General features: G+C 65.4%; 25 protein-coding genes and 2 tRNA genes. 17 read left to right on the top strand and 10 right to left on the bottom strand.

What is annotated here, in order from left to right:
* Positions 1-83: 83 nt before the first annotated feature.
* The 6 genes from ABFX29_RS02425 (at position 84) to ABFX29_RS02400 (ending at position 3,144) form a co-directional block, all read left to right on the top strand.
* Positions 84-317 (top strand): hypothetical protein, encoded by a 234-nt coding sequence (locus tag ABFX29_RS02425; protein ID WP_152227573.1) that lies wholly within the window; start codon positions 84-86, stop codon positions 315-317.
* 58 nt (positions 318-375) lie between these two features.
* On the top strand, positions 376-1,005 hold the full coding sequence (nadD, locus tag ABFX29_RS02420) for a nicotinate-nucleotide adenylyltransferase (RefSeq protein WP_275124603.1): 630 nt from the start codon (positions 376-378) through the stop codon (positions 1,003-1,005).
* 25 nt (positions 1,006-1,030) lie between these two features.
* Entirely contained in the window at positions 1,031-2,338 is a 1,308-nt protein-coding gene (locus ABFX29_RS02415; RefSeq protein WP_152227577.1) for a hypothetical protein, read from the top strand.
* An 18-nt stretch (positions 2,339-2,356) separates the two neighbouring features.
* The gene (rsfS, locus tag ABFX29_RS02410) at positions 2,357-2,743 is read left to right on the top strand and encodes a ribosome silencing factor (RefSeq protein ID WP_152227581.1); all 387 of its coding nucleotides are present in this window, start codon (positions 2,357-2,359) and stop codon (positions 2,741-2,743) included.
* Positions 2,744-2,926: 183 nt separating this feature from the next.
* Positions 2,927-2,999 (top strand) — tRNA-Ala (locus tag ABFX29_RS02405).
* Positions 3,000-3,068: 69 nt separating this feature from the next.
* A tRNA-Ala gene (locus ABFX29_RS02400) sits at positions 3,069-3,144 on the top strand.
* Positions 3,145-3,203: 59 nt separating this feature from the next.
* Here ABFX29_RS02400 and ABFX29_RS02395 read toward each other — a convergent pair.
* Positions 3,204-4,298 (bottom strand): saccharopine dehydrogenase family protein, encoded by a 1,095-nt coding sequence (locus ABFX29_RS02395; protein WP_152227583.1) that lies wholly within the window; start codon positions 4,296-4,298, stop codon positions 3,204-3,206.
* Between the two features lie 152 nt (positions 4,299-4,450).
* Here ABFX29_RS02395 and ABFX29_RS02390 point away from each other — a divergent pair, with 152 nt between their 5' ends.
* Positions 4,451-5,353, top strand: a complete 903-nt coding sequence (locus ABFX29_RS02390; RefSeq protein WP_152227585.1) for an NUDIX domain-containing protein — start codon at positions 4,451-4,453, stop codon at positions 5,351-5,353.
* Here the strand turns inward: ABFX29_RS02390 and ABFX29_RS02385 are convergent.
* Complete coding sequence (locus tag ABFX29_RS02385) at positions 5,350-6,048, bottom strand: lysoplasmalogenase (RefSeq protein ID WP_246167419.1); 699 nt, start codon at positions 6,046-6,048, stop codon at positions 5,350-5,352. The two genes, ABFX29_RS02390 and ABFX29_RS02385, sit on opposite strands and share 4 nt — an antisense overlap.
* Before the next feature lie 248 nt (positions 6,049-6,296).
* Between ABFX29_RS02385 and ABFX29_RS02380 the strand changes: the two genes are divergently transcribed.
* Positions 6,297-7,796 (top strand): MDR family MFS transporter, encoded by a 1,500-nt coding sequence (locus tag ABFX29_RS02380; RefSeq protein ID WP_420831158.1) that lies wholly within the window; start codon positions 6,297-6,299, stop codon positions 7,794-7,796.
* Positions 7,797-7,801: 5 nt separating this feature from the next.
* On the opposite strand, the gene ABFX29_RS02375 is transcribed toward ABFX29_RS02380, so the two are convergent.
* From ABFX29_RS02375 to ABFX29_RS02360, 4 genes are read right to left on the bottom strand one after another with little or no spacing between them, the layout of a single operon-like run.
* Positions 7,802-9,148, bottom strand: a complete 1,347-nt coding sequence (locus ABFX29_RS02375) for a D-arabinono-1,4-lactone oxidase (RefSeq protein WP_246167421.1) — start codon at positions 9,146-9,148, stop codon at positions 7,802-7,804.
* Positions 9,145-10,431 carry a type III PLP-dependent enzyme domain-containing protein gene (locus ABFX29_RS02370; protein WP_152227591.1) on the bottom strand — a complete coding sequence of 429 codons (1,287 nt, stop codon included), beginning with the start codon at positions 10,429-10,431 and terminating at the stop codon, positions 9,145-9,147. The genes ABFX29_RS02375 and ABFX29_RS02370 overlap by 4 nt, the downstream gene beginning before the upstream one ends.
* Before the next feature lie 28 nt (positions 10,432-10,459).
* The gene (locus ABFX29_RS02365) at positions 10,460-11,248 is read right to left on the bottom strand and encodes a MerR family transcriptional regulator (protein ID WP_152227593.1); all 789 of its coding nucleotides are present in this window, start codon (positions 11,246-11,248) and stop codon (positions 10,460-10,462) included.
* Between the two features lie 42 nt (positions 11,249-11,290).
* Positions 11,291-12,256 carry a patatin-like phospholipase family protein gene (locus ABFX29_RS02360; protein WP_152227595.1) on the bottom strand — a complete coding sequence of 322 codons (966 nt, stop codon included), beginning with the start codon at positions 12,254-12,256 and terminating at the stop codon, positions 11,291-11,293.
* 228 nt (positions 12,257-12,484) lie between these two features.
* On the opposite strand from ABFX29_RS02360, the gene ABFX29_RS02355 reads away from it, so the two are divergent.
* Both ABFX29_RS02355 and ABFX29_RS02350 read left to right on the top strand, forming a co-directional pair.
* Complete coding sequence (locus ABFX29_RS02355) at positions 12,485-13,555, top strand: fatty acid desaturase family protein (protein WP_152227597.1); 1,071 nt, start codon at positions 12,485-12,487, stop codon at positions 13,553-13,555.
* Positions 13,556-13,678: 123 nt separating this feature from the next.
* A complete protein-coding gene (locus tag ABFX29_RS02350; protein WP_246167423.1) occupies positions 13,679-14,767 on the top strand; it encodes an App1 family protein phosphatidate phosphatase in 1,089 nt (362 codons plus the stop codon).
* On the opposite strand, the gene ABFX29_RS02345 is transcribed toward ABFX29_RS02350, so the two are convergent.
* Together ABFX29_RS02345 and ABFX29_RS02340 are read right to left on the bottom strand one after the other, a co-directional pair.
* A complete protein-coding gene (locus ABFX29_RS02345; RefSeq protein ID WP_246167426.1) occupies positions 14,764-15,858 on the bottom strand; it encodes an FUSC family protein in 1,095 nt (364 codons plus the stop codon). The two genes, ABFX29_RS02350 and ABFX29_RS02345, sit on opposite strands and share 4 nt — an antisense overlap.
* Before the next feature lie 74 nt (positions 15,859-15,932).
* Positions 15,933-16,877: a LysR family transcriptional regulator gene (locus ABFX29_RS02340; RefSeq protein WP_152227599.1), complete on the bottom strand. Its 945-nt coding sequence runs from the start codon at positions 16,875-16,877 to the stop codon at positions 15,933-15,935.
* A 345-nt stretch (positions 16,878-17,222) separates the two neighbouring features.
* On the opposite strand from ABFX29_RS02340, the gene nrdH reads away from it, so the two are divergent.
* The 4 genes from nrdH to nrdF all read left to right on the top strand — a co-directional run bounded on the left by nrdH (position 17,223) and on the right by nrdF (position 21,281).
* Complete coding sequence (nrdH, locus tag ABFX29_RS02335) at positions 17,223-17,468, top strand: glutaredoxin-like protein NrdH (protein ID WP_055240898.1); 246 nt, start codon at positions 17,223-17,225, stop codon at positions 17,466-17,468.
* A 115-nt stretch (positions 17,469-17,583) separates the two neighbouring features.
* Positions 17,584-18,132, top strand: a complete 549-nt coding sequence (gene nrdI / locus ABFX29_RS02330; protein WP_152227601.1) for a class Ib ribonucleoside-diphosphate reductase assembly flavoprotein NrdI — start codon at positions 17,584-17,586, stop codon at positions 18,130-18,132.
* Complete coding sequence (nrdE, locus tag ABFX29_RS02325) at positions 18,129-20,267, top strand: class 1b ribonucleoside-diphosphate reductase subunit alpha (protein WP_211372373.1); 2,139 nt, start codon at positions 18,129-18,131, stop codon at positions 20,265-20,267. Before nrdI ends, nrdE begins: the two co-directional genes overlap by 4 nt.
* Before the next feature lie 39 nt (positions 20,268-20,306).
* A complete protein-coding gene (gene nrdF, locus ABFX29_RS02320; protein WP_152227603.1) occupies positions 20,307-21,281 on the top strand; it encodes a class 1b ribonucleoside-diphosphate reductase subunit beta in 975 nt (324 codons plus the stop codon).
* Between the two features lie 106 nt (positions 21,282-21,387).
* Here nrdF and arfB read toward each other — a convergent pair whose 3' ends face one another.
* Positions 21,388-21,810, bottom strand: coding sequence for an alternative ribosome rescue aminoacyl-tRNA hydrolase ArfB (arfB, locus tag ABFX29_RS02315; protein ID WP_152227604.1), 423 nt, complete (start codon positions 21,808-21,810; stop codon positions 21,388-21,390).
* Positions 21,811-22,022: 212 nt separating this feature from the next.
* Between arfB and ABFX29_RS02310 the strand changes: the two genes are divergently transcribed.
* Complete coding sequence (locus ABFX29_RS02310) at positions 22,023-22,487, top strand: hypothetical protein (protein WP_152227605.1); 465 nt, start codon at positions 22,023-22,025, stop codon at positions 22,485-22,487.
* Here ABFX29_RS02310 and ABFX29_RS02305 read toward each other — a convergent pair.
* Positions 22,471-22,872 carry a serine/threonine protein phosphatase gene (locus ABFX29_RS02305; protein WP_211372374.1) on the bottom strand — a complete coding sequence of 134 codons (402 nt, stop codon included), beginning with the start codon at positions 22,870-22,872 and terminating at the stop codon, positions 22,471-22,473. The two genes, ABFX29_RS02310 and ABFX29_RS02305, sit on opposite strands and share 17 nt — an antisense overlap.
* 114 nt (positions 22,873-22,986) lie before the next feature.
* Between ABFX29_RS02305 and ABFX29_RS02300 the strand changes: the two genes are divergently transcribed.
* Both ABFX29_RS02300 and ABFX29_RS02295 read left to right on the top strand, forming a co-directional pair.
* On the top strand, positions 22,987-24,354 hold the full coding sequence (locus ABFX29_RS02300) for a flavin monoamine oxidase family protein (RefSeq protein WP_246167428.1): 1,368 nt from the start codon (positions 22,987-22,989) through the stop codon (positions 24,352-24,354).
* Positions 24,355-24,537: 183 nt separating this feature from the next.
* Entirely contained in the window at positions 24,538-25,227 is a 690-nt protein-coding gene (locus tag ABFX29_RS02295) for a M15 family metallopeptidase (protein WP_152227606.1), read from the top strand.
* Positions 25,228-25,284: the final 57 nt, after the last annotated feature.

Below are 25,284 nucleotides of genomic sequence, written 5' to 3'. Positions count from 1 at the left end.
GCGGAGTTAGTGCCGCGTACGCGTACCATTGATCTAGAAACGATGCTCCGTCGGGATGCCCGGCGGTTGATTTAGGGAGATTCATGCTGATCCAGCTTTCCAGTGCTGCGCTGATGGCGGCCGAAGTTGCCGAAGAACATGCCGAAACGTCACCGTTCGTTTACGGCGGAGTTATCTTCGGAATTTTTATGGTGCTGATGTTTGCGACCATGGCCTTCACCAGCCTTGGCCACCGCCACGAGGCTGTGCCGGAACACGTTGACCCCCAGCGCCAGTTCCCGAACAAGCACGACCACGGCCAGGGCATTCCCGAATAGGCTTCGCGAGCAGCTGGAACCGGCTGGGACCATGGAAAGCGCAGAGCAGGAGGCGGCTGTGAGCCCGCGTCCCTACCGGCTGGGCGTGATGGGCGGGACGTTCGATCCCATCCACCACGGCCACCTCGTGGCCGCAAGCGAAGTGGCCTCCGTCTTCGACCTCGATGAGGTTGTCTTCGTGCCCACCGGCGAACCGTGGCACAAATCGGCGCAGGAAGTCACACCCGCCGAACACCGGTATCTGATGACGGTTATTGCCACCGCGTCGAATCCGCGCTTCAAGGTCAGCCGCGTGGACATCGACCGTCCCGGGCCCACCTACACGATTGATACGCTGAGGGACCTGCGCCATGCGCGCCCGGATGCCGAGCTGTTCTTCATCACCGGCGCCGACGCGATGGCGCAGATCCTTTCGTGGAAGGATGTTCAGGAACTCTGGTCGCTGGCCCATTTTGTGGGCGTCACGAGGCCCGGGCACGAACTGCAGAACATGGGCCGCGATGACGTCAGCCTTCTGGAGGTCCCCGCGATGGCCATCTCTTCCACGGACTGCCGGGCACGCGTGGCCGCATCGGAGCCGGTCTGGTACCTGGTGCCGGACGGCGTAGTCCAGTACATCGCCAAGCACAACCTGTACACCCCCGCTCAGCAGCAGACGAGGCCCGCCACCACTGAGCCAGTAGCCTGAGCGATCAACACCTGATGGGTAGGAAATGACGAACGGTCCAGAGTCCGCAGACGCACCCCGACGCAGCCGCCGTGCGGCCGGCTCAGGGACTGCTGCCGGAGCGCAGGAGCGGGAGTCCCAGCAGCGGGCCAGGGACCGCGAGGCACTGCGCGCCTACAAGGCGCTGACAGACAGCCAGCCCCGGCACGAACCGGCCCACGCGAACCCGCCGACCCGCCGGCAGCTCCGTCTTGCCCAGCAGGCTGCAGCCCAGCAGGCGGCCCTGGATGATGCCGGAGCCGCCGCACCGGCCGCGCCGCAGCCCGCGGCAGAGGGCCGGATGGACGACGCCGCGTCCCGGCAGGCCCGCAGGCCTGGCCAGGCCGCCGGCACAGAAACCCCGTCTCAGCCCGGTACCCGCCGGGAACGCAGGCGTGCCGCTGCGGCCGCCGCACCGGCCGGCGCGCCTGAATCGGACGCATCCACCGGTCAGGCTGCATCCGCAGGTGAGGCTGTGAAGGTGCCAGCCCCGGAGGCTCCGGTCGTCAAGCCGCTCACTCCGGCGCCGCAGCGGGCCCCCGCGGTTCAGGAAGGTCCGGCGGCAGGCGGCATGCAGTCCGAGGCTGCGAAGCCGGCCAGGCCGGAACCGAATGCAGACGTTGCCAACATGACGGTGGAGCAGGCGCTGGCGGCCCGGGAAGCCCTGAAACACCAGGCGCGCAACCAGGTTGCGGCAATGGAAGCTCTCCAGCAATCCGACCCGCACGCCGTGGACCTCGAACTGCTGGCACAGCAGCGGGCACTGGCAGAACGTGCGGCCGTGCTCAACCGCAGGACGCAGAACATCCAGCGGCTGGCCCAGGAAAACGAGCAGCGCCGCTCCTCGCCCTCGGACCCCACCACTGCGCACAACCTGGCCATGGTGACGCCTCTCGAATTCGTGGAGGTGCCTGGGCTTGACCGTCCGGTGATGAGGCCGCCGGCCACCTCGCACGTGCCCGTAGTGACGTCGTCGAACCCTGCCGCAGCCCGGGTGTCCCCGGGAACAGGCAGGCCGGGCACCGCACGCAGGCCGGCAAGGCCGGAGGAATCTTCCCCGGCCGCCCGCGCCGAAGTGCGCCATTCCAAGATCCTGGCCCGTGCCGATGCACTGGTGAACGCGCCGCTGGAAGCTGACCAGGGGGCTAAGCCCGTGGGTGCCCGCAGCGCCTTTGGGCTGGATCCCCTTGATGTAATGACTGCAGGCCTTGGCCGCACCCGGAGAATACGTTTTGTATCCCTGGGAATCGTGGGCGTGGGCCTTATTGCCCTCACCCTCGGAGTACTAATGATCGTCGGCGGCCTTGGCAGCTGATACCAAACTAGGAGACATGTGAGCGCCACCGAATCATCCATGAGTATTGCCCGGACCGCAGCCAAAGCGGCGTCGGACAAGCTGGCCGAAGACATCGTAGCCATTGATGTGAGCGAGCGGCTGGCCATCACGGACATCTTCCTCATTGCTTCGGCCTCCAACGAACGCCAGGTCAACGCGATCGTAGACGGCATCGAAGAGGAACTCGCCAAGGAAGGGCTGAAGCCCGTCCGCCGCGAGGGCCGGAGCGAAGGCCGCTGGGTGCTGCTCGACTACGCCACCGTGGTGGTGCACGTCCAGCACGAGGAAGACCGCGTTTTCTACGCGCTCGAGCGACTCTGGAAGGACTGCCCGTCCGTGGACCTTCAGCTGCCTGATACTGAATCGGCTTCCGGGCAGGAATAGCCTGCAGCGGTGCGGGGCAGGACCGCCGGAACTGCTCCGCACCGGCTGAATTCCACCGGTGTAGTTTGATTTTGCACTGTGGCGCATCTGTACTAAAGTAGAGGAGTTGCTTCGGCCCGGAGGGAAGAAATCCGGACTGAAAGAACATCCGATCAAAGTGCCCATACTGGTTGTGGGCAATTCGGGGCTGTGGCGCAGCTGGTAGCGCACCTGCATGGCATGCAGGGGGTCAGGGGTTCGAGTCCCCTCAGCTCCACCGATGGACCGCCGGGCAGCCGGCATCCAGGGCCGAATGTTAGGCGTTCGGTGGAAAATCAACTGAATTGGGGCTGTGGCGCAGCTGGTAGCGCACCTGCATGGCATGCAGGGGGTCAGGGGTTCGAGTCCCCTCAGCTCCACCAATCCAAACCACCCCGGTCTTCGGACCGGGGTGGTTTGCGTTAAGGCGGGTACGGCTGCTTCACATGACCCGCAGACCGGCACGCGCACTGAGCGCAGTCAGCCCCTCAAGGCCAAACGCGCCCACCGGTCCCTGTACTCCGGTCGCTGCGGCGTGTCCGTCCCGAAGCGCCACGGCAGCCTCGGCGAGCAGCTCTCCGGTCAGCGTGTACACGTTGGGGCCCTGAACATGGACTTCGACGACGGTGTACCCCCGGCTGTCCGCGAGGTTTGCCACCGCGTAGCTTCCGGACCTGGATCGTTCACGTTCGTCCGGTCCGCCGCCCGGCGCCCCGCCCAGCGACGCGGCTTTTGCCAGGGCCCTCCGGCCGCCGGGCAGCCGTTCCAGGGCACCCGCTGCCAGGGTGAGCGGTCCTGCTGCCCGGCTTAGCACGGGGAACCACCCGTTGTAGACTTCCACGGCTGAAAGGCCCGGGTAGCTTTCGGGCAGGAACAGCACTTCCGTGCCCATTGCCAGGAAGGCCCTCCGGCCACGGTCCTGAACCCGAAATTCGTATGTTGTGCTGCCCATCCGCCGGGTTCGCAGCGAGCCGGAGCGGTAGAGCGTTGTTGGACGGCTCAGCGCTTGCGCGAGCGTTGCCCGTGTTCCGCCGCTGATTCCACGCCGCAGGGATCCGAGGGCGAAGTAACCGATCCGCAGGTAACCGCCGGGTGTGCCGGCCGCCTGCGCGGCCAGCGCGCCGGCCAGGATTCCGGGCACGTAGTCGTAACCGAAGGCGGGAACCATGGTGGCACCGTTGCCGGCAGCCTTGGCGGAGAATTCCTCCTGCACGCGCTGGACAAAATCGACTTCACCGGTGGAATCCACATAGTGGGCTCCGGCGTCAGCTGCAGCCGCGGCAGCCGCGTAGCCAAACGTGTTAAAGGGTCCAACTGTGGAGACAAGCACATCCCCGGGCCCGACGAGTGCCCGGACGGTCGCCGGGTTGGTGACGTCAGCGGTGCGGTACGTGAGGCCGTGCGGCTCCGCGAGGGCCTGCAGCGATCCGGGGCTGCGGCCGGCGAGCACCGGGCTCACTCCCCGGGCAAGAAGTGAGCTGACCACCAGCCGCCCGGTGTAGCCGGAGGCTCCGAAAACCACGATCTTGGCTGTCATTCTTCCTCCAGGCTCATCGGGTTGCTCCCGGCGCTGCCACCGAAGGACACGGTGCAGTCCACGTAAGCGCAGTCTAGCGGCACAGGCCGGACGGGGGACCGGAGCCGCCGCGGTGAACTGGTCCCGGGCAACAATATGGCAGGCTGGGTGAGATGAAGGTCGAACCCCCGGCTCCCGGAGAGCCGCGCCGCCCGCATGGACCACGCGACCCCGGCGATGCCTGGGTTGTTGCTCCGGACGGCCAGCGGTACTGGGGCAGGTTTGGTGCCGCAGGACTGCTCGCCCGCGACCCAAGCCGCGGCGTCCTGCTCCAGCACAGGGTCTCCTGGAGCCATCACGGGGGCACCTGGGCGCTCCCCGGAGGGGCAAGGCACCAGGGCGAGTCCGCACGTGATGCTGCCCTGCGTGAGTCTGCCGAGGAAGCCGGTGTTCCTGCCGCTTCCCTGCGCCCCCGGTTCATGAGCGTCCTTGATCTGGACATCTGGTCCTACGCCACTCTCATGGCAGACGTGGTAACGCCGTTTGATCCCGTGATCAGCGACCAGGAGAGCGTCGAACTGGCCTGGGTGGCTCCGGAAGACGTCGTCAGCCTTCCGCTGCACCCTGCCTTCGCGCAGTCATGGCAGCGGCTGCGGCCGCTCCTTGGAATTCGGCCGGCGCTTGTTGTCGACGCCGCCAACGTCATGGGCACCGTCCCCGACGGCTGGTGGAAGGACCGCGCCGCGGCAGCCGAGAGGATTCTCGAATCCCTGGCTGGACATGCGCGTTCGGGGTTCCCGGCCGCTGCGCTGGGGCTCGGAGAGGACCTTTGGTATCCGGACATCACTGTGGTGCTCGAGGGCCGGGCACGGACGGCCCGGGAAACAGACGGCGTGGAAATCATTCGTGCGGAGGGCTCCGGGGACGACGCCGTTGCGGCGGCCGTGCGCCGTCTGGAAGCGGAAGGGCACACGGTGAGCGTTGCCACCAGCGACCGGGAGCTGGCCGATACCTGCCGTGCCCTGGGCGCTCATGTAACCGGCGCCGGGGACCTGCGCGCCTTGCTGGACTCCTAGGCCCGGTTCGCTGCGCCGCGGAACGTGCGGAGGAAACCTGCGACGATCATGCCCTGTCCGGCGCAGTAGGTCAGCATCACGAGGGCGCTGGTGATGTCCGGCATCGACTCGGGCATGAAGATGCGGAAGGCAAGAATTGTGTCCGAAGCCAGGAAGAGCACGCCGCCGGCGGCGATGAGCGGGCTGCAGCGGGCTGCAGCCGCAGCCGTTCCGCCAAGTACCACACCGTAAAGGGCGACGGCGGGAGCCAGCGATCCCAGCGCCGGCCAGAGCACCACCAGCATTGCAGCCCACCACAGCGGGAAGGCCAGCGCCCACCGGGGGAAACCCTGCACCGACGCGTATTTCCAGAGCAGCCGGATATAGCAGAGGTGGGCAAGGCCGAACGCGCCCAGCATCACCGGGAGTTCGGGAAGCATGGGAAGGAAGGTGGCCGCGCCGTCGCCAATCCAGGAGAAGAACAGGGCGGCCAGGAGCAGGATTGCCGGGCCGTTCTGCCACCGTCCGCGCAGGCCCCACAGTGCGGCAGCAGCCAGCAGCGGCATAAGCGTCAGCTTGGTTGGAGCGGCCAGCCAGTCTGCTTCGACGGCACGGGCGGCCACATGGACCGCCGACATGGCGGCAAAGGGAATGAATCCCCACCACCAGCTGCGCGGCAGTGCCTGGACCTGGTCACGGGCAGGGGCAGTGGACACGGACACTCCTTTGGATCGGCTTGTGAGCATCCTACGGCGGAGGTCGTGCCGCGGCGTGCTGCGCCACGACGGGCGTTGAACCTGCCGGCACGGCAAATCGGCTTCCCGGAACAGGAATGAAAGCGCTGATACGTGCGTTACTCCTGAGGGGCCCGGGCCAGAACGGGCCGGACACGGCCGGCATTACTGCCGCGCCGGCCGGATCTGTCCGGCTATGTGTCAGCCAGCACCATGAAACCCTGAAGAGGATATCTCCACCCTTGAGCACCGAAACCCGCCCGGCCCTGCGTCCGGCAGACGAGAGCAGCCCCGGCACGGACCGCCTGGATGCACGAACCAAGACAGTGATTGGGCTGCTGCTGGTCTCATCCTTCGTGGTGATCCTCAATGAGACCATCATGAGTGTGGCACTGCCGCGTCTGATGGCGGACCTGCAAATCACCGCTGCCACGGCCCAGTGGCTCACCACCGGCTTTATGCTGACCATGGCAGTGGTGATTCCGGCTACGGGCTACCTGCTCCAGCGGTTCACCATGCGCGCCCTCTTCCTGGCCGCCATGTCCCTTTTCAGCGCAGGCACCCTTCTTGCCGCCCTCGCCCCGGGCTTCGGGGTACTCCTGAGCGGCAGGATCATCCAGGCCAGCGGCACGGCCATCATGATTCCGCTGCTGATGACAACCGTGCTGAACACCGTTCCGGTCCACCGCCGCGGCACCATCATGGGCACCATCTCGATCGTCATTGCCGTGGCCCCGGCCATCGGACCCACAGTGTCCGGCCTCATCCTCAGCGTGCTGGACTGGCGCTGGATGTTCTGGCTGGTCCTGCCCATCGCCCTCCTGGCGCTGGGACTTGGAGCGCTGAAGGTCCAGAACCTGACGGAGACCAGGCGTACGCCGTTCGACGTGCTCTCCATCCTGCTGTCCACGGTTGCCTTCGGCGGCCTGATCTTCGGCCTCAGCAGCATCGGGGAAGCAGCTGCGGGCGAGGCGCCTCTGCCGATATGGATTCCGCTGGCCCTTGGAGCCCTCTCGCTGGGTGCCTTCGTGGCCCGGCAGCTGTTCCTGCAGCGCACCGACCGTGCCCTCATGGACCTGCGCACGTTCGCCAGCCGGCCATTCGTCGTCGCGATCGTGATGGTGCTGATCAGCATGATGGCACTCTTCGGCGCCCTGATCGTGCTTCCCCTCTACCTGCAGAACGTCCTGGGCCTGTCCGCACTGGCCACCGGGCTGCTCCTGCTGCCCGGCGGCGTCGTCATGGCCATCCTGTCCCCGATAGTGGGCAGGCTCTACGACCGGATTGGCCCCCGGCCCCTGGTGATTCCGGGAGCCCTGGTGCTGACATCCGCCCTCTGGGGACTGACCATGCTGGACCAGGACACGCCCGTTGCCATGGTGATCGCCCTGCACTGCCTGCTGAACGCCGGGCTTGGGTTTATCTTCACTCCGCTGTTCACGTCCTCGCTGGGATCACTGGACCGTTCCCTCTACTCCCACGGAAGCGCCATCCTCAACACCCTGCAGCAGCTGGCAGGCGGGGCAGGAACAGCCGTGTTCATCACCCTCATGACCACCGGAACCGCCAAGGCGCTCAGCGAAGGCGCGGACGCCATTGGTGCTGCGGCCGCCGGTGTACACACCGCCTTCTTCTGGGGCGCAGTGGTGTCAGTGGGTGCCCTGGCGGTGTCCTTCCTGGTGCGCCGCCCGAAGAACGCAGCCCCTGCCGACGCAGCCGGGGTTCACTAACCGCGTCAGGGCCCGAGCACCCGGTCCAAATACGCGTTCGCGAAGACCCGGTCAGGGTCCAGCCGGTCGCGCAGCTGAAGGAACCGGTCAAAGAGCGGATAGCGTTCCGCCAGCCCGGGCGCACTGAGGCCGTGTTCCTTGCCCCAGTGCGGCCGGCCGCCGTGAGCCAGCATCAGCGCTTCGAAAGCTGCAAAGTACCCGCCGGGGTCTTCGCGGTAATAGCGGTGCACGGCAATGTAGGCGGTGTCCTGCCCGTACGCAGTGGAAAGCCAGCGGTCATCGGCGGCCGCCCACCGGACTTCCACCGGAAATGACACCCGCCGGCGGGGGTTGTCCGCAACCAGTTTCCGCAGTCCGGCAAACGCCGAGGGCAGCAGCTCGGCGGGAACCGCGTACTCCGATTCCCTGAACCGAACGGTCCTCTCCTGCGTGAACACCTGCGGGGAGAGGTCCGTGTAGTCCCGGCCGCCAAGTGCAGCGGCCGCCATCCGGTTCACCGCAGGTACCACTGCAGGCAGGGCCGCGCCGGCGGCACAGGTGGCCCGAAACACACTATTGGAGAGCAGGGAGTCATCAACCCACCGGCGCAGCGGAGGCAACGGGACCCGCGGGGAACCTCCAGGAAGCCGGGTATTGGTCTTGGTGGCGGCGCGGTCAGTGTGCGGGAACCAGTAGAACTCGAAATGGTCCGCTTCCTTCACCCGGTTCGCCAGGCACCCCAGGACAGTCTCAAGGGATTCTGAACGCTCCTCGGCCCGCAGCAGGAACGCCGGTACGCACTGCAGCGTGACTTCCGCGATCACGCCCAGCGCCCCGAGTCCGAGTGCCGCCGCCGGGAGGAGCGGGTGCCCTTCCGCCAGGGTCAGGCGGCCGCCGTCGGGCTGAATGAGCACCAGCCCGCACACCTGGGCGGACAGTCCGGCGAATGCGGCCCCGGTGCCGTGGGTACCCGTGGAGATGGCCCCGGCAATCGACTGCCGGTCAATGTCGCCCAGGTTCGGCATCGCCAAACCGTAGGGGGCGAGCAGCCGCGGCACCGCGTGCAGGCGGGTTCCGGCCAGCAGGGTGACCTGTCCGGTCACCGGATCGGCCCTCGCCAGTCCCTGCAGCCGGGAAAGGTCCAGCAGCACATCAGGAGCTTCGGCGATCCCTGTAAAGGAGTGGCCGGCGCCCACTGCTTTGACCCGCAGCCCTGCCGCGGCCGCGGCGGCGACAGCACGCTGCAGGGCGGGGACCGACGTCGGAACCTTGATCTGCTGCGGACGCACCCGCACCGTCCGGGCCCAGTTCTGCCAGCTGCGTACCCGCGCGGGCCGGGGCACGCCGCTAAGGCCGGGAGAAACCCGGTTCACAGGAATGCCTTGCCCTCGCCGCGGTACGTCGGCAGGACAGCCGCCACCTGCCCGTCCCTGAGCACATGGAACTCATTGACCCGTTCGGATAGTTCTCCGGACTTCGCATGCCGCAGCCAAATCCGGTCTCCAGGCCGCAGGCCGGCGGCTGCCGGGCCGGCCAGCGGCGTCTGGACCTCGCCTGCTCCTTCCCTCGGCAACAGCCGCACGCCCCGGGGCCAGGCGATCTGCGGTTCCCGGCTATGGCCGGGAGGGCCTGACGCGATCCAGCCTCCGCCGAGCACGGTGGCGAACCCGGGGCCTGGCCGGCGGACCACATCGAGCGCGACGGCGGCGGCCGGGGCGGGAGAGAAAGAACGGTAGTTTCCAAACAGGTGCCCGGCGAAGATCCCCGACCCGGCAGTGATCTCAGTGACCGATGAATCCGCTGCGGTGGATTCGACTGACCCGGTGCCTCCGCCATTGACGAACTCAAGGTCAGCAACCTCGCCCAGTGCCTGCACAATCCGGCGGCGCCTGGCGGTGAGCTCGGCCATGGACCTGCCCTGGACCAGGCGCATGAGCTGGTTGCGGACCGCGGCGCCGGGAACAGCGTTTCCTACGCCGGCCACCTGCGCTTCATACATCATCAGGCCCACCAGCTGAAAGCCGGGCCGGGAAGCGATCCTGCGGCCAAACCCTGCGACCTGCTCAGGGGTGTGCAGGGGAGAGCGGCGGGTGCCGATGAACCCCAGGACCGGTGAGCGCCAGGAGGCATCGGCGTCCAGGCAAATCCGCAGCGTGCAGCGGCTGGCCGGCGGCAGCACTGCATCGATCAGGTCCAGCTGCTCCTCGCCGTCGACCATCAGCGTGACCCGGGATGCCAGCCGTTCATCCCCGGCAAGGCGGCGGAGCGAGTGCCGGTCCGCGGTCGGGTAGCCGAGGACGACGTCGTCAAAATCCCGGGCGAGCCACAGCGCTTCCGCGAGGGTGAAAGCAAGGATTCCCGCGATGCCCGGCACCTGGTGCAGCGACTGCAGCACACCGCGCACCCGCAGGGACTTGCTGGCAATCCGCAGCGGCACTCCGCCGGCGCGGCGCACCAGGTCGTGGGTGTTCCAGCGCAGGGCATCGAATTCCAGCACCGCGGCCGGCGCGGGGATCCCGGCGGCCGCCTTGGTCAGCGACGCCCAGTAGGCGTCCGGGTTCCGCCACGGTTCGGCGGCGGTGCCGCCGGTCAGGTCCAGCACTGCGCCGCTGGTCCGGGCACGCAGAAGTTCGGGGGAGGAGCCGGTATCTTCCATGCCTGGATACTAGCGGCGGGCGGTGCGTTTAGGGCTGAGGCTCGTCACCGATATAGGCCAGGAGGGCCGCCCGGACGAATGCTGCGCCGTCGGCTCCGCCATAGTTGGCGGAAAAGCGCGGGTCGGCAACATACATCTCCGCCAGGGAGCGGACATAGCCGTCCAGCTGGCCCTCGCCGGTGGGAGCCCCCGGAACGCCCTTCAGCCACGCGATATGCCGTTCTGCGAGCCCGCGCGCCACAGGACCGGTGGGGTCAGCCTCCTGGGCGGCGGCCTCTGACCACGCCCGCCCCAGCCCCTGTGTCTCTTCCTGCCAGGCGGTGCGCTCGCCGTCCTCCATCTTCCTCCACCATTCATCGGAGCGCGCGTACGCCTCCTTCCCCCATCTGCTTTCAACTTCGTCCCTGTACTGGGCATGGTTGAATCCGTCGAATGTTTCTTCGGGCATGATCTGCTGTCCTTTCTCCAATGCCGTGATGGTCTTCCGTACCGAGGCGGCCTGCCGCAGCAGGCGGTCCTGCTCCTTCTCCAGCCACGACAGGTGGTTCCGCAGTGCCGCGGCGGGCTCTTCCCGGCGCTCCAGGACACGGGCGATCTCCGGCAGGCCCAGCCCCAGTTCCCGCAGCAGCAGGATGCGCTGCAGCCGTACCAGGGAATCCCGGCCGTAGTACCGGTAGCCGTTGCTGCCGGTGCGTGCGGGCGGCAGGAGGCCAATCGCGTCGTAGTGGCGCAGCGTCCGGCTGGTGATGCCGGCCCGGCGCGCCACGTCCTGGACGGTGAATTCCCGTGCCGGTTCCGGACTGTTCGTGGAACTCATACTGCAACGCTAGAGGTTGACGCAGCGTCAATGTCAAACGGTTCAGGTGCTGAGCTGGCCTGCCAGATCCCGAAGCTGGCCGGTTGCCACCAGGGCCTCGGCGGTTCGGAGCAGGCCGTCGATGTTCTCCGGGCTGGCGTCATCGAGTGCATGGTCGACGCCGGGAAGCAGCGGCGTCTGCAGGCGCACGTACCGCTCGCCCAGTGCGAGGCCCAGCAGCTTCCGGGTGAGGCGGCCGGGGGCTCCGTACAGCGACTCGATAATAGGTTCCAGGGCGGTCAGCTGCTGCGGGTGTGCCAGCTGGGAAACGGAATTCGATTCCAGGGACTCACCGCCGTTCTGCAGTCCGGTGCCCATGGACACCAGCAGGATGTCCTCTCCCTTCCGGGACGTGCGCTGCTGCACCATGGCGATGGTGAACCCGACGAAGGCGGGGTCGTTCGCTGCCAGTCCGCCGTCCACCAGCACGCGGTCCACGCCGTCCGGTCCGCGATAAGGCACCGGTTCGAAGTATGTGGGGGCGGACGACGTCGCCAGTGCCGCGAGCTGCATCGGCGCGTCTCCGAGCGGGTCCTGTCCAAGGCCTCCGCCGCTGAAGAGCAGGCCGGCGACGTTGCGGATGTCCACCGTCACCACCGCTACAGGTTTCAGCGCTGCGGAAAGCGGCCGGTCCCCAAAGAACCCATTCAGGTACCGGCGCAGGGGCTCGGACGAGTAGCGGGCCTGCGTGCCCGGGGCAGGAGCGCCGGCTGGCTCCGGTCCGTTTCCGGAAAAGATCTCCGCTCCGTGGTTGACGTAGAGGCTGCGCAGTTCAGCGGCGCTGTGCGGCATTCCGTCGCGTCCGGGGCTGGTGAGCCCGAGGGCAAGGATGCCGCCGGTTGAAGTACCCACCACCACATCGAAGAGTTCGGATGCCGGTTTCCCGGTCTGTTCTTCAAGCGTCATCAGCCACGTTGCCGGCAGGATTCCGCGGATGCCTCCGCCGTCGATGGACAGGACTCTGATCATTGCAGCTCCCGTGTTTTGGGCAGTCGAGGCGGTGCGTAGGTGCCATGGTTCCTGCTTTTCGCGCTTGGGGTCAACGGTGCCGTGCGGTTACGCCCGGTGGGAGAAAGAACCCGATGTTACGAACCCGTCACAGCGTGTTACCAGTAATTTGGGTTACGCTTGCCACATCTACAGAGCAATTGCTCTACTTCGCGGCTGGGAAGTCGAAGAGACCTCCAGAAGGCGCTTATGAGCATTGCTGCACAACCACGTACCACCAGGAACCGCGAGAACGCTGTCACCAGCAGCTATTCAGCCCTGCTGAAGATCATCCGCGACGAAGGGCTGCTCAAGCGCCGCCGCGCCTTTTACATCACCACCTTCGTGTTCCTCTGTGCCGGCCTCATCGCTGCCGGCACCGGCTTCTTCCTGATTGGGGAGAGCTGGTTCCAGCTGCTGATTGCAGCAGCACTGGGCATCCTGTTCACGCAGCTTGCCTTTATTTCCCATGAAGCTTCCCACCGCCAGGTATTCGAGTCCGGACCCGCGAACGACCGCGCCGGACGATTCCTCGCCAACGCCGTCGTAGGCATCAGCTACCAGTGGTGGATGAACAAGCACAGCCGGCACCATGCCAACCCGAACACCGTGGGCAAAGATCCGGACATCGAGATGGACACGATCTCTTTCCAGGTGGAGCAGGCCGAGACCCGCAAGGGCATCATGGCGTGGCTGACGCGCCGCCAGGGCTGGCTGTTCTTCCCGCTGCTGCTGCTTGAAGGCATCAACCTGCACGCCACCTCCATCAAGCACTTGTTCTCGAAGAACAAGGTCAAGGGACGCTACACGGAGATCACGATGGTCTTCCTGCGGCTGGGTCTCTACGTGGCTGCGGTGTTCTTCTTCCTTCCGGTTGGCATGGCGTTTGCCTTCCTCGGTGTCCAGCTAGGCGTCTTCGGTGTGTACATGGGTGCGTCCTTCGCACCGAACCACAAGGGCATGCCGCTGATCCCGCGTGACTCCAAGGTCGACTTCCTCAGCCGCCAGGTCCTTACCTCGCGCAACGTCACCGGCCGCGGCATGAACACGTTCATGGGCGGACTGAACTACCAGGTGGAGCACCACCTCTTTCCGAGCATGCCCCGCCCGCACCTGGCCCGTGCCTCCGAAATCGTCAAGGAGCACTGCGCCAAGCACAAGATCCCGTACACGGAGGCGACCCTGGTCGAGTCCTACGGAATCGTGGTCAAGTACCTGAACCGCGTTGGCCTCTCTGCGCGCGATCCCTTCGACTGCCCGGTGCGGTCCCAGTACCGGTAGTCAACCGGTACCGGTAACCACGCAACAGACATAAGGACGGCTCCCCAACCGGGGGCCGTCCTTTGCGCTATCCGCAGCTGAAGGCGGATATAAAGTGCCCTGTGCGTCTGCGAGACTGGGGGCATGCCTTCAACATCTGTCCCCGGACTGCCCGCCGTGAAACGGACCAAGGACCAGGCAATGCACATTGGTGCAAGGCTCGAGGACCGGATCCACTCCACCCGGATGAACGCCGCCCGCAAACGCGGGGGAGTTCAGACCGTCCTTTCCTTTACGGGTTACGGGTCGACTTCCTGGGTACGGGTGCTGGGGCGGGTGGTCCTGGCCAAGCCCGGCAAGCTGTCGGCTCGCACCGGCTCGGCACAGGCACTGCGGGACGGCGTGCGCGGCTGGCGCAATTTCATCAGTCCGCCGGTCAACGACGCCGTGGTCTGTATCGAGGTGGGCGAGGAAAAACACCTGGTGACCGCCGACCGCGGGGGAGTCATCGACGTCGTGCTCCCGGCGTCCCTTGCTCCGGGCTGGCAGAGCGTCACGCTCCGTCCGGAGGCAGAGCCCGACGCCGCGCCCGTCTCGTCCCCGGTGTACATAGTGGATCCGGCGGCCAAAACCGGCGTCATTTCCGATATTGACGACACGATCATGGTTACGGCCCTGCCGCGCCCCCTGCTGGCGGCGTGGAACACGTTTGTGCTCGATGAGCACGCCCGGACTCCCACGCCGGGCATGGCAGTGCTGATGGACCGGCTCATGAGGGAGAACGGGGGCGGCCCGGTCTTCTATCTCTCCACTGGTGCCTGGAATGTGGCTTCGACCCTGACGCGCTTCATCACCCGCAACCTGTACCCGGCCGGTCCGCTGCTGCTCACCGACTGGGGTCCTACCCGTGACCGCTGGTTCCGCAGCGGGCCGGAGCACAAGCGCACCCAGCTTGAGCGCCTGGCCAAGGAATTCCCTGAGATCAGCTGGCTCCTCATTGGCGACAACGGCCAGCACGATGAATCGATCTACGCGGAGTTCAGCCGTACCCATCCCGGGAACGTCCGGGCCGTGGCTATTCGGGAACTCTCCCCGAGCGAGGCCGTTTTGGCCGGCGGACGGTCATCCGGCCCCGGGGCCCCGCCGCGGGATATTCCGTGGATCTACGCTCCGGACGGCGCGGGCATGTCGCGGCAGCTGATGGAGAAAGGACTGCTGCCCGACGCCGGTTAGGGCTGGTCTTCCTCCGTGCGGATCGTGCGCATGATCCGCCGGAGGCTCATCGCCAGTGACGCGGTGGCGTCCATGGGAGAGTCCGGTGAAGCCTTGCCGTTCATGGTGGTGACAAGCTCCTGGACCGCGTTGACGGCCTCGGTGTATTCCTCGGTGTCCGCATCCCATGTTTCCACCGCTTCGGCGGAGGCGAGCATGGCACGTTCCAGGGCATCGGCCACCGTTCCCGGAACCGGAGTCTCCTCCGGCGAGGTCCAGATTGCAGTGGCCAGCACCTCCGTCATGTCCTCCACGTAGAGCGTGACGCGTTCCATGGCTCGAAGGGCTCGGAAATCGGCATTGACGTCGTGCTGATGGCGTCTGCGGCGCAGGTTGCCATACCGGCTGGAGTCCGCCAGCTGCACAGCTTCGCGGACTTCGCGGCTGAACGTGATCAGTTCCGTGCGCCGGTTGGACCAGTCCTCGTGTTCCGGCGGCCACGACTCGCCTACCGCCATCCCCATTTCCCGCAGCTGGCGGGCCAGGGTCAGGCGCAGCGACGCCAGGCCGTCCACGGCGCCGTTGAGGTGCAGCGGGGGATACAGGACGGCGTTCACGGTCAGGCCGACCAGCACACCGACGCACATTTGCACCGCATAGCCGTAGGAGTAGCCGTCGGCATCGTCCCCGCCCAGCACCAGGACAAAGAGCGCGGCCATGGGCAGGTAGTCCCGTCCGGCGCCCAGCCGGGGGATACCGGCCAGCAGCACGCCCAGACCAACGATCAGTGCGATGGTCCAGACGGTGGGCCCGCCAAAGAGCAGTGCAATCAGGGCCAGCCCGATTCCAATGACCAGGCCGATCAGGGTCTGGACGCCGGCGCGGGCTGATCCGGCCACTGTGGGGTACATGCTGACCAGTGCCCCCAGCGGCGCGTAGTAGGGATACTGCGAGGCAACGCCGGGTACCAGCGGGGCAATGCTCCAGGCGATTCCCACGGCTACTGCGGCCTTCACCGCCAGCTGGAACCGGGTGTAGCGCAGCATCCCGGTCAGCCGGTTGGACACAGTCGCCAACGACGGTTTGGGCAGGGACTTGCCTCGGAGAGCCATGCCGCAAGTATGCCTGCTGGCCCGCGGGAGCGTCGATTTATGCGGCCTGGCCCACTATCGGGGCACCGATGGCCCTAGTTTCGTGACGTGAGCGGCGGGCCGGGGGAGGGAGAGATGCTGATGCCCTCAAGCACATCGGCCAGCCGGTCCAGGAAGACCCGGGTGCGCGGACCCTGCCTGTCGTTGATGACCAGGGCAAAGATGCTGCGGGCCAGCCGGATCTCCGGGACGTCAAGGACAACGAGGCCGCGGCTGTGGTTCAGCATGGCAAGTTCGGGAACCAGCGCAGCCCCGATGCCTGCCGCAGCCATCTCAAGGCTCGCGTTGAAATCGTCGCAGTAGGCGGAGACCCTCGGGTGGAGGCTGCAGCTGGCGAACAGCCTTTCGATGACGAGCGCGTCCGGGGTGCCGGGGTGGTGCATGATCCACGGCATGTCCGAGAGCTGTTCAGCGGTGACCTTGGCACCCGGGCGGATTCCCCACGCCTCGGGCAGCACTACACGGAAGTTGTCATCCCCGAGCCACTGCCGGCTCACCGTTGCCGGCCATGCCAGGCCGCCCTGTCCTACCTGGAACACCAGGGCCACATCCAGTTCTCCGCCGCCGCGGAGCCCCTGGATGGTCTGCCCGGGTTCGGCCACGAAGATCTTCAGGTCGATCCCCAGGTCCTTCCAGTCCGGGGAACCAACCAGCCGCGGGAGGGCGAACGTGGCCAGGCTGGGAAAGATGCCCAGGCGCAGTTCGTGTCCGGTGCCGGCTTCGGCACGGGCGGCGGCTGCCAGCAGCGCGTCCATGTCCGTGAGCACCTTCGAGGCGTGGCGGGACATAACGACGGCGGCTTCCGTAGGCACTGCCGCGCGTGCCGACCGCTCGAAGAGAGTGGTTCCGGTTTCCCGTTCGAGTGCCGACATCTGCTGCGAAACCGCTGAGGCGGTGTAGCCGAGGTGCACCGCGGCGGCAGCGAATGACCCGCAGCGCATGACTTCAAGCAGCGTCTTGAGGTGGATCGGGTTGACCACGGCCGTCGTTTTCCCCTCTGTGGTGCGTCGGATCGACGTCGACCACAATATCTAGTGGTAGCAGCTACTACGCGCGACACGCCCAGCAGCGGCGACACGCGATCATTCATCTGGCCCCACAGCCTGTGCACCCAATCTCCACAGGCTGTGGAGAAGTACAGGAATCCCTGCGGAAACCCACGTAAATCAACGGGCTTGCCTGTGCAGAAACTGTGGACGGCGGACGTGTCGAATGACATACTTGTAATACATCATCTAGGGGTAGGGCATCGGCTGTCGCACTAGATGTAGTGGCTGGATGTAGTATCAATGGACAGACTTCAGCATTACCTAGGGGAGACCACCATGACCGTTACGGTTTACACCAAGCCTTCGTGCGTACAGTGCAACGCCACCTACCGCGCCCTCGACAAGAAGGGCATCGCGTACCAGAGCGTGGACATGTCCCAGGACCCGGAGGCCCTTGAGCGCGTACGGGCACTGGGCTACATGCAGGCTCCCGTCGTCATCACCGAGCAGGACTCCTGGTCCGGCTTCCGCCCGGACAAGATCGAGGAACTGGCTCAGGCCAGCGTCACCTCCGTCGCCTAACCTGGCCTGGCACGCCGGCCGCCGGGCCCTGCCAGGAAGGCACGGGGCGCCAGCCGGACCGCAGCACACAGCAGGGCAATAAACAGCCAGACCGTTGTCAAAGAAGCAGGATGCAATGACATTGGGAACCGTGATTCCGGGAGCCGGAGCCGCCGCAGGCTCCGGCGCACTGCACGTCCCGGGCCATTCGGCCGGTGGCGCGGGATCCCCCGAACCGAATCCTGTCACCGACGCGGACCTGGTGTTCTTCACCTCGGCGTCGGGCTACACCGGACGGTTTGCGGCCAAACTCGACCGGCCGTCCGCACGGATTCCGCTGCTGACATCGGCCCCAACTCTGCTGGCACGCCGGCCGTACGTCCTGCTGCTTCCCACCTACGGCGGAACGGCAGCACAGCCGGGAGCCGCAGCCAAGGGCGCGGTTCCAAAGCAGGTCATCAAATTTCTGAACGTCGAGGCTAACCGGGCACTTATCCGGGGCGTCATCGGCGCGGGCAACACGAACTTCGGCGAGAATTACTGCCTGGCCGCGGACATCATTTCCGCCAAGTGCCAGGTCCCCGTTTTGTATCGATTTGAACTCATGGGCACGTCGGAGGACGCTGCCAAGGTAAACCAAGGATTGGAAGAGTTTTGGACACATCAGTCGCAGAAGCCGGCATGACGGACTCCAAGGAGCTGCCGGAAGCCTATAAGGGCCTGGGCTATCACGAGCTCAACGCCATGCTGAACCTCTACGGCAAGAACGGTGAAATCCAGTTCGACGCCGACCGTGCGGCTGCACGCCAGTACTTCCTTCAGCACGTCAACAACAACACCGTGTTCTTCCACGACCTGGAAGAGAAGCTGGACTACCTGGTCAAGAACGACTACTACGAGCGCGAGACGCTCGACCAGTACACGATGAACTTCATCCGTGAGCTCTACAACCGGGCCTACAAGAAGAAGTTCCGCTTCGAGACCTTCCTCGGTGCTTTCAAGTTCTACACCTCCTACACGCTGAAGACCTTCGACGGCAAGCGTTACCTGGAGCGCTACGAGGACCGTGTGTGCATGGTTGCCCTGCACCTGGCCCGCGGCAACGAGCAGCTGGCAGAGCAGATGGTGGACGAAATCATCGAGGGCCGTTTCCAGCCCGCCACCCCGACGTTCCTGAACGCCGGAAAGAAGCAGCGCGGTGAGCTGGTTTCCTGCTTCCTGCTGCGCATCGAAGACAACATGGAGTCGATCGGCCGTTCCATCAACTCCGCACTGCAGCTCTCCAAGCGCGGCGGCGGCGTTGCCTTCGCGCTGACCAACATCCGCGAGGTCGGAGCCCCGATCAAGCAGATCGAGAACCAGTCCTCCGGCGTCATCCCCGTGATGAAGCTTCTTGAAGATTCCTTCTCCTACGCCAACCAGCTCGGCGCCCGCCAGGGTGCAGGTGCCGTGTACCTGCACGCCCACCACCCGGACATCAACCGGTTCCTGGACACCAAGCGCGAGAACGCGGACGAAAAGATCCGCATCAAGACCCTTTCCCTCGGCGTCGTCATCCCGGACATCACGTTCGAGCTGGCCAAGCGGGACGAGGACATGTACCTGTTCTCCCCGTACGACGTCGAAAAGGTCTACGGCATGCCGTTCTCCGACGTCTCGGTCACCGAGAAGTACTACGAAATGGTCGACGATTCCCGGATCAAGAAGACCAAGATCAAGGCACGCGAGTTCTTCCAGACCCTCGCCGAGATCCAGTTCGAATCCGGCTACCCGTACATCATGTTCGAAGACACGGTGAACCGGGAAAACCCGATCGACGGCAAGATCATCATGTCCAACCTGTGCTCGGAGATTCTCCAGGTTTCCCAGCCCACCACGTACAACGATGACCTTTCCTACGACCAGACCGGCAAGGACATCTCCTGCAACCTGGGTTCGCTGAACATCGCAAAGACCATGGATTCCCCGGACTTCGGCCGCACCATCGAAACCGCTATCCGCGCCCTGACCGCTGTGTCGGACATGAGCCACATCGGGTCGGTTCCGTCCATCGCCAAGGGCAACGACCAGTCGCACGCCATTGGCCTGGGCCAGATGAACCTGCACGGATACCTGGCCCGTGAGCGGGTCCACTACGGATCCGTTGAAGGCATCGACTTCACGAACATCTACTTCTACACGGTCGTTTACCACGCCGTGCGTGCCTCGAACCTGCTGGCCATTGAAACCGGCCGTACGTTCGCCGGCTTCGAGAAGTCCAAGTACGCCTCGGGCGAGTTCTTCGAGAAGTACGTGAACGGGGAATGGGTTCCGCAGACCGAGCGTGTGCGGGAACTGTTCGAGAACGTGCATATCCCCACCCAGGCCGACTGGGCTGCGCTGCGTGCCTCCGTCATGGAGCACGGTATCTACAACCAGAACCTGCAAGCCGTGCCGCCGACCGGCTCGATCTCCTACATCAACAACTCCACCTCCTCCATTCACCCGGTGGCCTCCAAGATTGAGATCCGCAAGGAAGGCAAGCTGGGGCGCGTCTACTACCCGGCTCCGTACCTGACCAACGACAACCTGGAGTACTACCAGGATGCGTACGAAATCGGCTACGAGAAGATCATCGACACCTACGCCGCTGCCACGCAGCACGTGGACCAGGGCCTGTCCCTGACGCTGTTCTTCAAGGACACCGCCACCACGCGTGACATCAACAAGGCGCAGATCTACGCATGGCGCAAGGGAATCAAGACCATCTACTACATCCGCCTGCGCCAGCTCGCCCTGGAAGGCACCGAAGTTGAGGGCTGCGTCAGCTGCATGCTGTAGCCGCCGTCCATCTTCAACTTCTTCAAGACAAGGAAAACAATGACCGAGAAGCTTAAGCTGATCGACCACGTGCAGGCGATCAACTGGAACCGCATCCAGGACGACAAGGACGTAGAAGTCTGGAACCGCCTGGTGAACAACTTCTGGCTGCCTGAGAAGGTACCGCTGTCCAACGACGTCCAGTCGTGGAATACGCTGACTCCCGAAGAGCAGCAGCTGACCATGCGCGTGTTCACGGGCCTGACCCTGCTGGACACCGTGCAGGCAACAGTTGGTGCCGTCTCCCTGATCCCCGATGCGCTCACCCCGCACGAGGAAGCTGTCTACACGAACATTGCGTTCATGGAGTCCGTGCACGCCAAGAGCTACTCTTCGATCTTCTCCACCCTGGCTTCCACCAAGGAGATTGACGAGGCGTTCCGCTGGTCCACGGAGAACGAGAACCTGCAGAAGAAGGCCCACATCGTCACGGATTACTACCGCGGCGATGATCCCCTGAAGCGCAAGGTGGCCTCCACCCTGCTGGAGTCCTTCCTCTTCTACTCCGGTTTCTACCTGCCGATGTACTGGTCTTCCCGGGCCAAGCTCACAAACACGGCCGACCTGATCCGCCTGATCATCCGTGATGAGGCTGTGCACGGCTACTACATCGGCTACAAGTTCCAGCGCGGCCTGGAGACTGTTTCCGAAGAGCGCCGCCAGGAGCTGAAGGACTACACCTACGAGCTCCTCTACGAACTGTATGAGAACGAGGTCCAGTACACGCACGACCTGTACGACGGCGTCGGGCTGGCTGAGGATGTCAAGAAGTTCCTGCACTACAACGCCAACAAGGCCCTGATGAACCTGGGCTACGAGGCCATGTTCCCGTCCACCCTGACGGACGTGAACCCGGCAATCCTGTCGGCGCTGTCCCCGAACGCGGATGAGAACCACGACTTCTTCTCCGGCTCGGGCTCCAGCTACGTGATCGGCAAAGCCGTGAACACCGAAGACGAGGACTGGGACTTCTAGCACCCCGGGCAGGTTCTTCTACAGCAACGCCGCAGCAGGCTTCACAGCCCGCTGCGGCGTCGCTGTTTAACCGGCTGCGGAAAAGGGGCTGGAGGCTGGGAACGCCCTAATCCCTCATCGGCTTCCGCCGCTGCTGCTTGGTGGCTGAGCGCTGCTTCTTCGCATCCAGGCGGCGGAAGGTAGAACCCCGGGTGGGTTTGGTCCGGCGGCGTGTTGCAGGGCCGGGTGCGAGCCCGTCAGCCACCATCTCGGCGAGCTTGGCCAGGGCTATCTCCCGGTTGCGCAGCTGGGAACGCTGTTCGGAAGCCGTGACAACCAGTGCTCCGGCAATCAGCCGGTTTTTCAGACGGTGCATGAGTCTCGCCCGCTGGTCTTCGGACAGCGCCGCCGATTCGGCAAGGTTCCAGGTCAGGGCTACACGGCTGTCCGTGGTGTTGACGTGCTGGCCACCCGGGCCGGACGAACGGGAGAACCGCCACTCAAGTTCGGCTGCGGGGATCGTCAGCGCAGGCGATACCAGTAAGTCCATGGATCCAGCGTCGCACGAATTCGGCGGAGGCGGCCCCGCTTTTACATGTCCGGGACGGGGTGGGAGTCAGGTGTGCTGGAAAAGGTGCTGCCGGCGGCCAGGCCCACAAAACGTCCGTTGACCTGCAGCTAAGGTGAGAACCAACGACTGGTTGGCGATGCACATTCGGGAAAGAAGGGCATCGAATTCTCATGGGGGGGGAGACGTTGAATATGAACAGAGGTCCAGTTTTTCGGAGGCCCTGGCTGGCGGGGAGCCTGCTGGCAGCGGCGGTACTGCTCTCCGGCTGTGCAAGCGAAGCAGCCGATGAGCCGGCGCAGGAGATGCAGCTGTCCAGTTTCAGCTCAGCGGATGAGCTGCTGGCCGCCGTCAACGGACTTCACGGCTGCGATCCGGACACGACAGCGGAGCCGGTGACTATCGTCTTTGACGGATACCAGCCCCAGTACGCGATGTGCTCTGAGGCGCTCCAAGTTGTCCGCTACGAGAATGAGGAAGACCGGATCACCGTCTCCGAGATGCTGCCGAACGGCCAGAATGCGCCAACGGGCATTGCCGAAGGCGCCAACTGGCATGTGCTGCCTCTGCCCGGAACCGCGGCTCCAGACGAGAAGGAAATGAAGGACCTCGCCTACCAGCTGGGCGGCCGCTACATGGAACTCACCGAAGAGGGATAAGACACGGCGGGACAGTCATGGACGCTGATGCAGGCGGTCCGTTGGAAGCATCAGCTCGATCCCGGCGGTCACTGTCTGCCGACTTGGCGATGGCCCCCTCAACCGCAGGTGCCACGCGTACACGGTCACGGCGAACTTCCTGGATGAGGACCTTCATCCGCTGTCCTTCGACCTCGAGCCACCAGTCCTCGGTAAACATGCGCAGTCCCAGCTCATCGAGCAGCTGCTCTGCAGCCTCCAGCTCCATGGCTTCCGCCCGCTGGCGGCGCAGCAGGTCGAACGGGATGAACTGGCCGGAGCTGGTCATGTGGATGTACCCGACGTGTTCACCGTCGCTAGGGCGCAGATGGTCGAAGGTGTTTTCAGCGGGCAGGATGCCTGTCATGGACAAACCCTAACCGAGCGCGCGGACACAGACGACGCTGAATAAACAGGCTTGCCGGGTGCCGCACTAATGTGAGGGAAAGAAGGATTCCATGATCAGAAAAGCGAGTTGAACGTGAATATCCCTACGGCGGAATTCGACACAGTTGTTGTGGGGGCAGGAGTGTCGGGCCTCAGTGCCGCGCGGGCGCTGGCAGCCAACGGTCAGCGGGTGGTGGTGCTTGAGGCACGGGACCGTATTGGCGGCCGGCTGCACACCGAACGCCTCGACGGCCGGGTTACGGACCTGGGAGCCTCCTGGATCCACGGGATCGACGGCGGACCGCTGCACGCTCTCACACGCGCCTTCGGCATGGCCGACGCCGAGTTCACGGTTGGCAGTTACCAGGCCGGCGGCCGGCCCATCGCCTACTACGGGCCCGACGGCGCCCGGCTCTCCGGCAGCGACGCCGAACAGTTCATCGCCGACGCCGCCCGGGTGGAAGTCCAGCTCAGCGCCGTTATCGAGGCACTGCCGCCGGGCGCCAGTTACGCGGACGCGGCCCGCACCGCCGTCGCCCAGGTGGCCGACGCGGAAGGCTGGGACCCGGAACGTGCGGCGCGCGTCGTCGAATACCTCGATCACCGCTCCGAGGAACAGTACGGCGCCGACTCGCGCCTGCTCGACGCCCACGGCCTGGAGGACGAAGTCATCATCGGCGACGAAGTGGTCTTCCCCGGCGGGTACGACCAGCTGGCAGCGAACCTCGCGGCAGGGCTCGACGTGCGCCTTGAACACGCGGCGGCCCGCGTAGCCCGGGCCGGAGCCGCAGGGGTTGAGTCCGGCGTCGTCGTGGAGACGGGCCGCGGCAGCTTCAGTGCCCGGCACGCGGTGGTGACGGTTCCGATCGGTGTCCTTCAGTCTCAGCTCCTCACGTTCGACCCGCCGCTGCCGGAGGGAGTTGCCGCCGCGGTCTCCAAATTCCGGATGAACGCCTTCGAGAAGATCTTCCTGCGCTTCCCGGAAAGGTTCTGGGATGAGGATGTGTACGCCGTCCGCCGCCAGGGCAAAGCCGCCCGGTGGTGGCATTCCTGGTACGACCTCACGGGCATCTCCGGCGAGCCGACGCTGCTGACCTTCGCGGCAGGGGAGTGCGCACAGGAGATTCGGGGCTGGTCCGATGAACGCGTGGTGGAATCGGTCATGGCATCACTGCGGGAGATCTACGGTTCCGGGATTCCCGCACCGGTGCACGCCAGGATCACGGACTGGCAGGGTGACGAGTTCGCCCGCGGGGCGTATGCGTACATGACGCGGGGTTGTACGGGGGAGGACCACAGCCGCATCGCAACGCCCGTTGACGCAGTGCTGCATCTGGCCGGGGAAGCAACCTGGGAGGATGATCCTGCCACCGTGAACGCTGCCCTCTGCTCGGGGCACCGGGCAGCGGAACGCATCCTCGGAACGAAAGTGCCCTACCACGTCCTGGGCGAACCGCTCTAGGCAGCCCGAACCTGCGCCGGGGTAGGGCAACCGCCGGCACGATGGGCTGCCCGCGAGCAACGCGTTTTGAGCGTGTCCGCCTGGTGTGCGGCGTGTGCACGCGTCATTTCCAGGGACCGTGAATGTTCGCGTCGGTACTCCTCCGCGCTGCCGGATTGTGGGAAAGTTGCAGGGGAGGAACAAATGCCGCGCCAGCTCGTCAAGACACACATCGCCCTCATCGGCTGTGTGTGCCTTTGCCTGCTGGGGTATCTCTCCTGGTTCGAGTCACAGGCGCAGCAGGCTGCCGCACAAACAGCGCAGCTGGACTTTGACTCGCCCGCCAGCCTTACCGTCGTCGTCAACAAGAACCGGCCGCTGGCAGATCCCGCCTATGTGCCGGCGGAACTGCACGACGCCGGGGGCGTGCTTTTGCGCCCCGAAGCCGCCGGAGCCTACGGCCAGCTAAGCGCTGACGCGGCTGCTGCCGGTGTTGGGATAACGGCCGTCAGCGGCTACCGCACGGCTGTGGACCAGGCGCACATCCATGAGTCGTACTCTGCCAGCTACGGGGCCCCAACAGCGGACGGCATCTCGGCCCGGGCCGGACACAGCGAACACCAGACCGGGCTGGCCGTGGACATTGGCAACGCGGATGGCACCTGCGCCCTCGAGGCCTGTTTCGAAGCGACGCCGGCCGGGGCCTGGGCTGCAGCCAACGCCCACAAGTACGGCTTTGTGGTCCGTTACCCCGCCGGGGCCGAGACGGTCACCGGCTTTGCCTACGAGCCCTGGCACCTGCGCTTCGTCGGCACGGAGCTTGCGGCCAAGCTCCACGGCTCCGGGCAGACCCTGGAACAGTTCGCCGGCCTTCCCCCGGCCCCTAACTACTGAGCTTCCCGGCGCACAGCTTCCCGCTCACCGTTAGGCCTGGTCACTGCTGTGACCTCA

Origin of the sequence: Arthrobacter gandavensis, from assembly GCF_039528575.1 — a bacterium.
Lineage (GTDB): Bacteria > Actinomycetota > Actinomycetes > Actinomycetales > Micrococcaceae > Arthrobacter_B > Arthrobacter_B citreus_B.
This window is presented reverse-complemented; position numbering and strand designations above follow the sequence as displayed.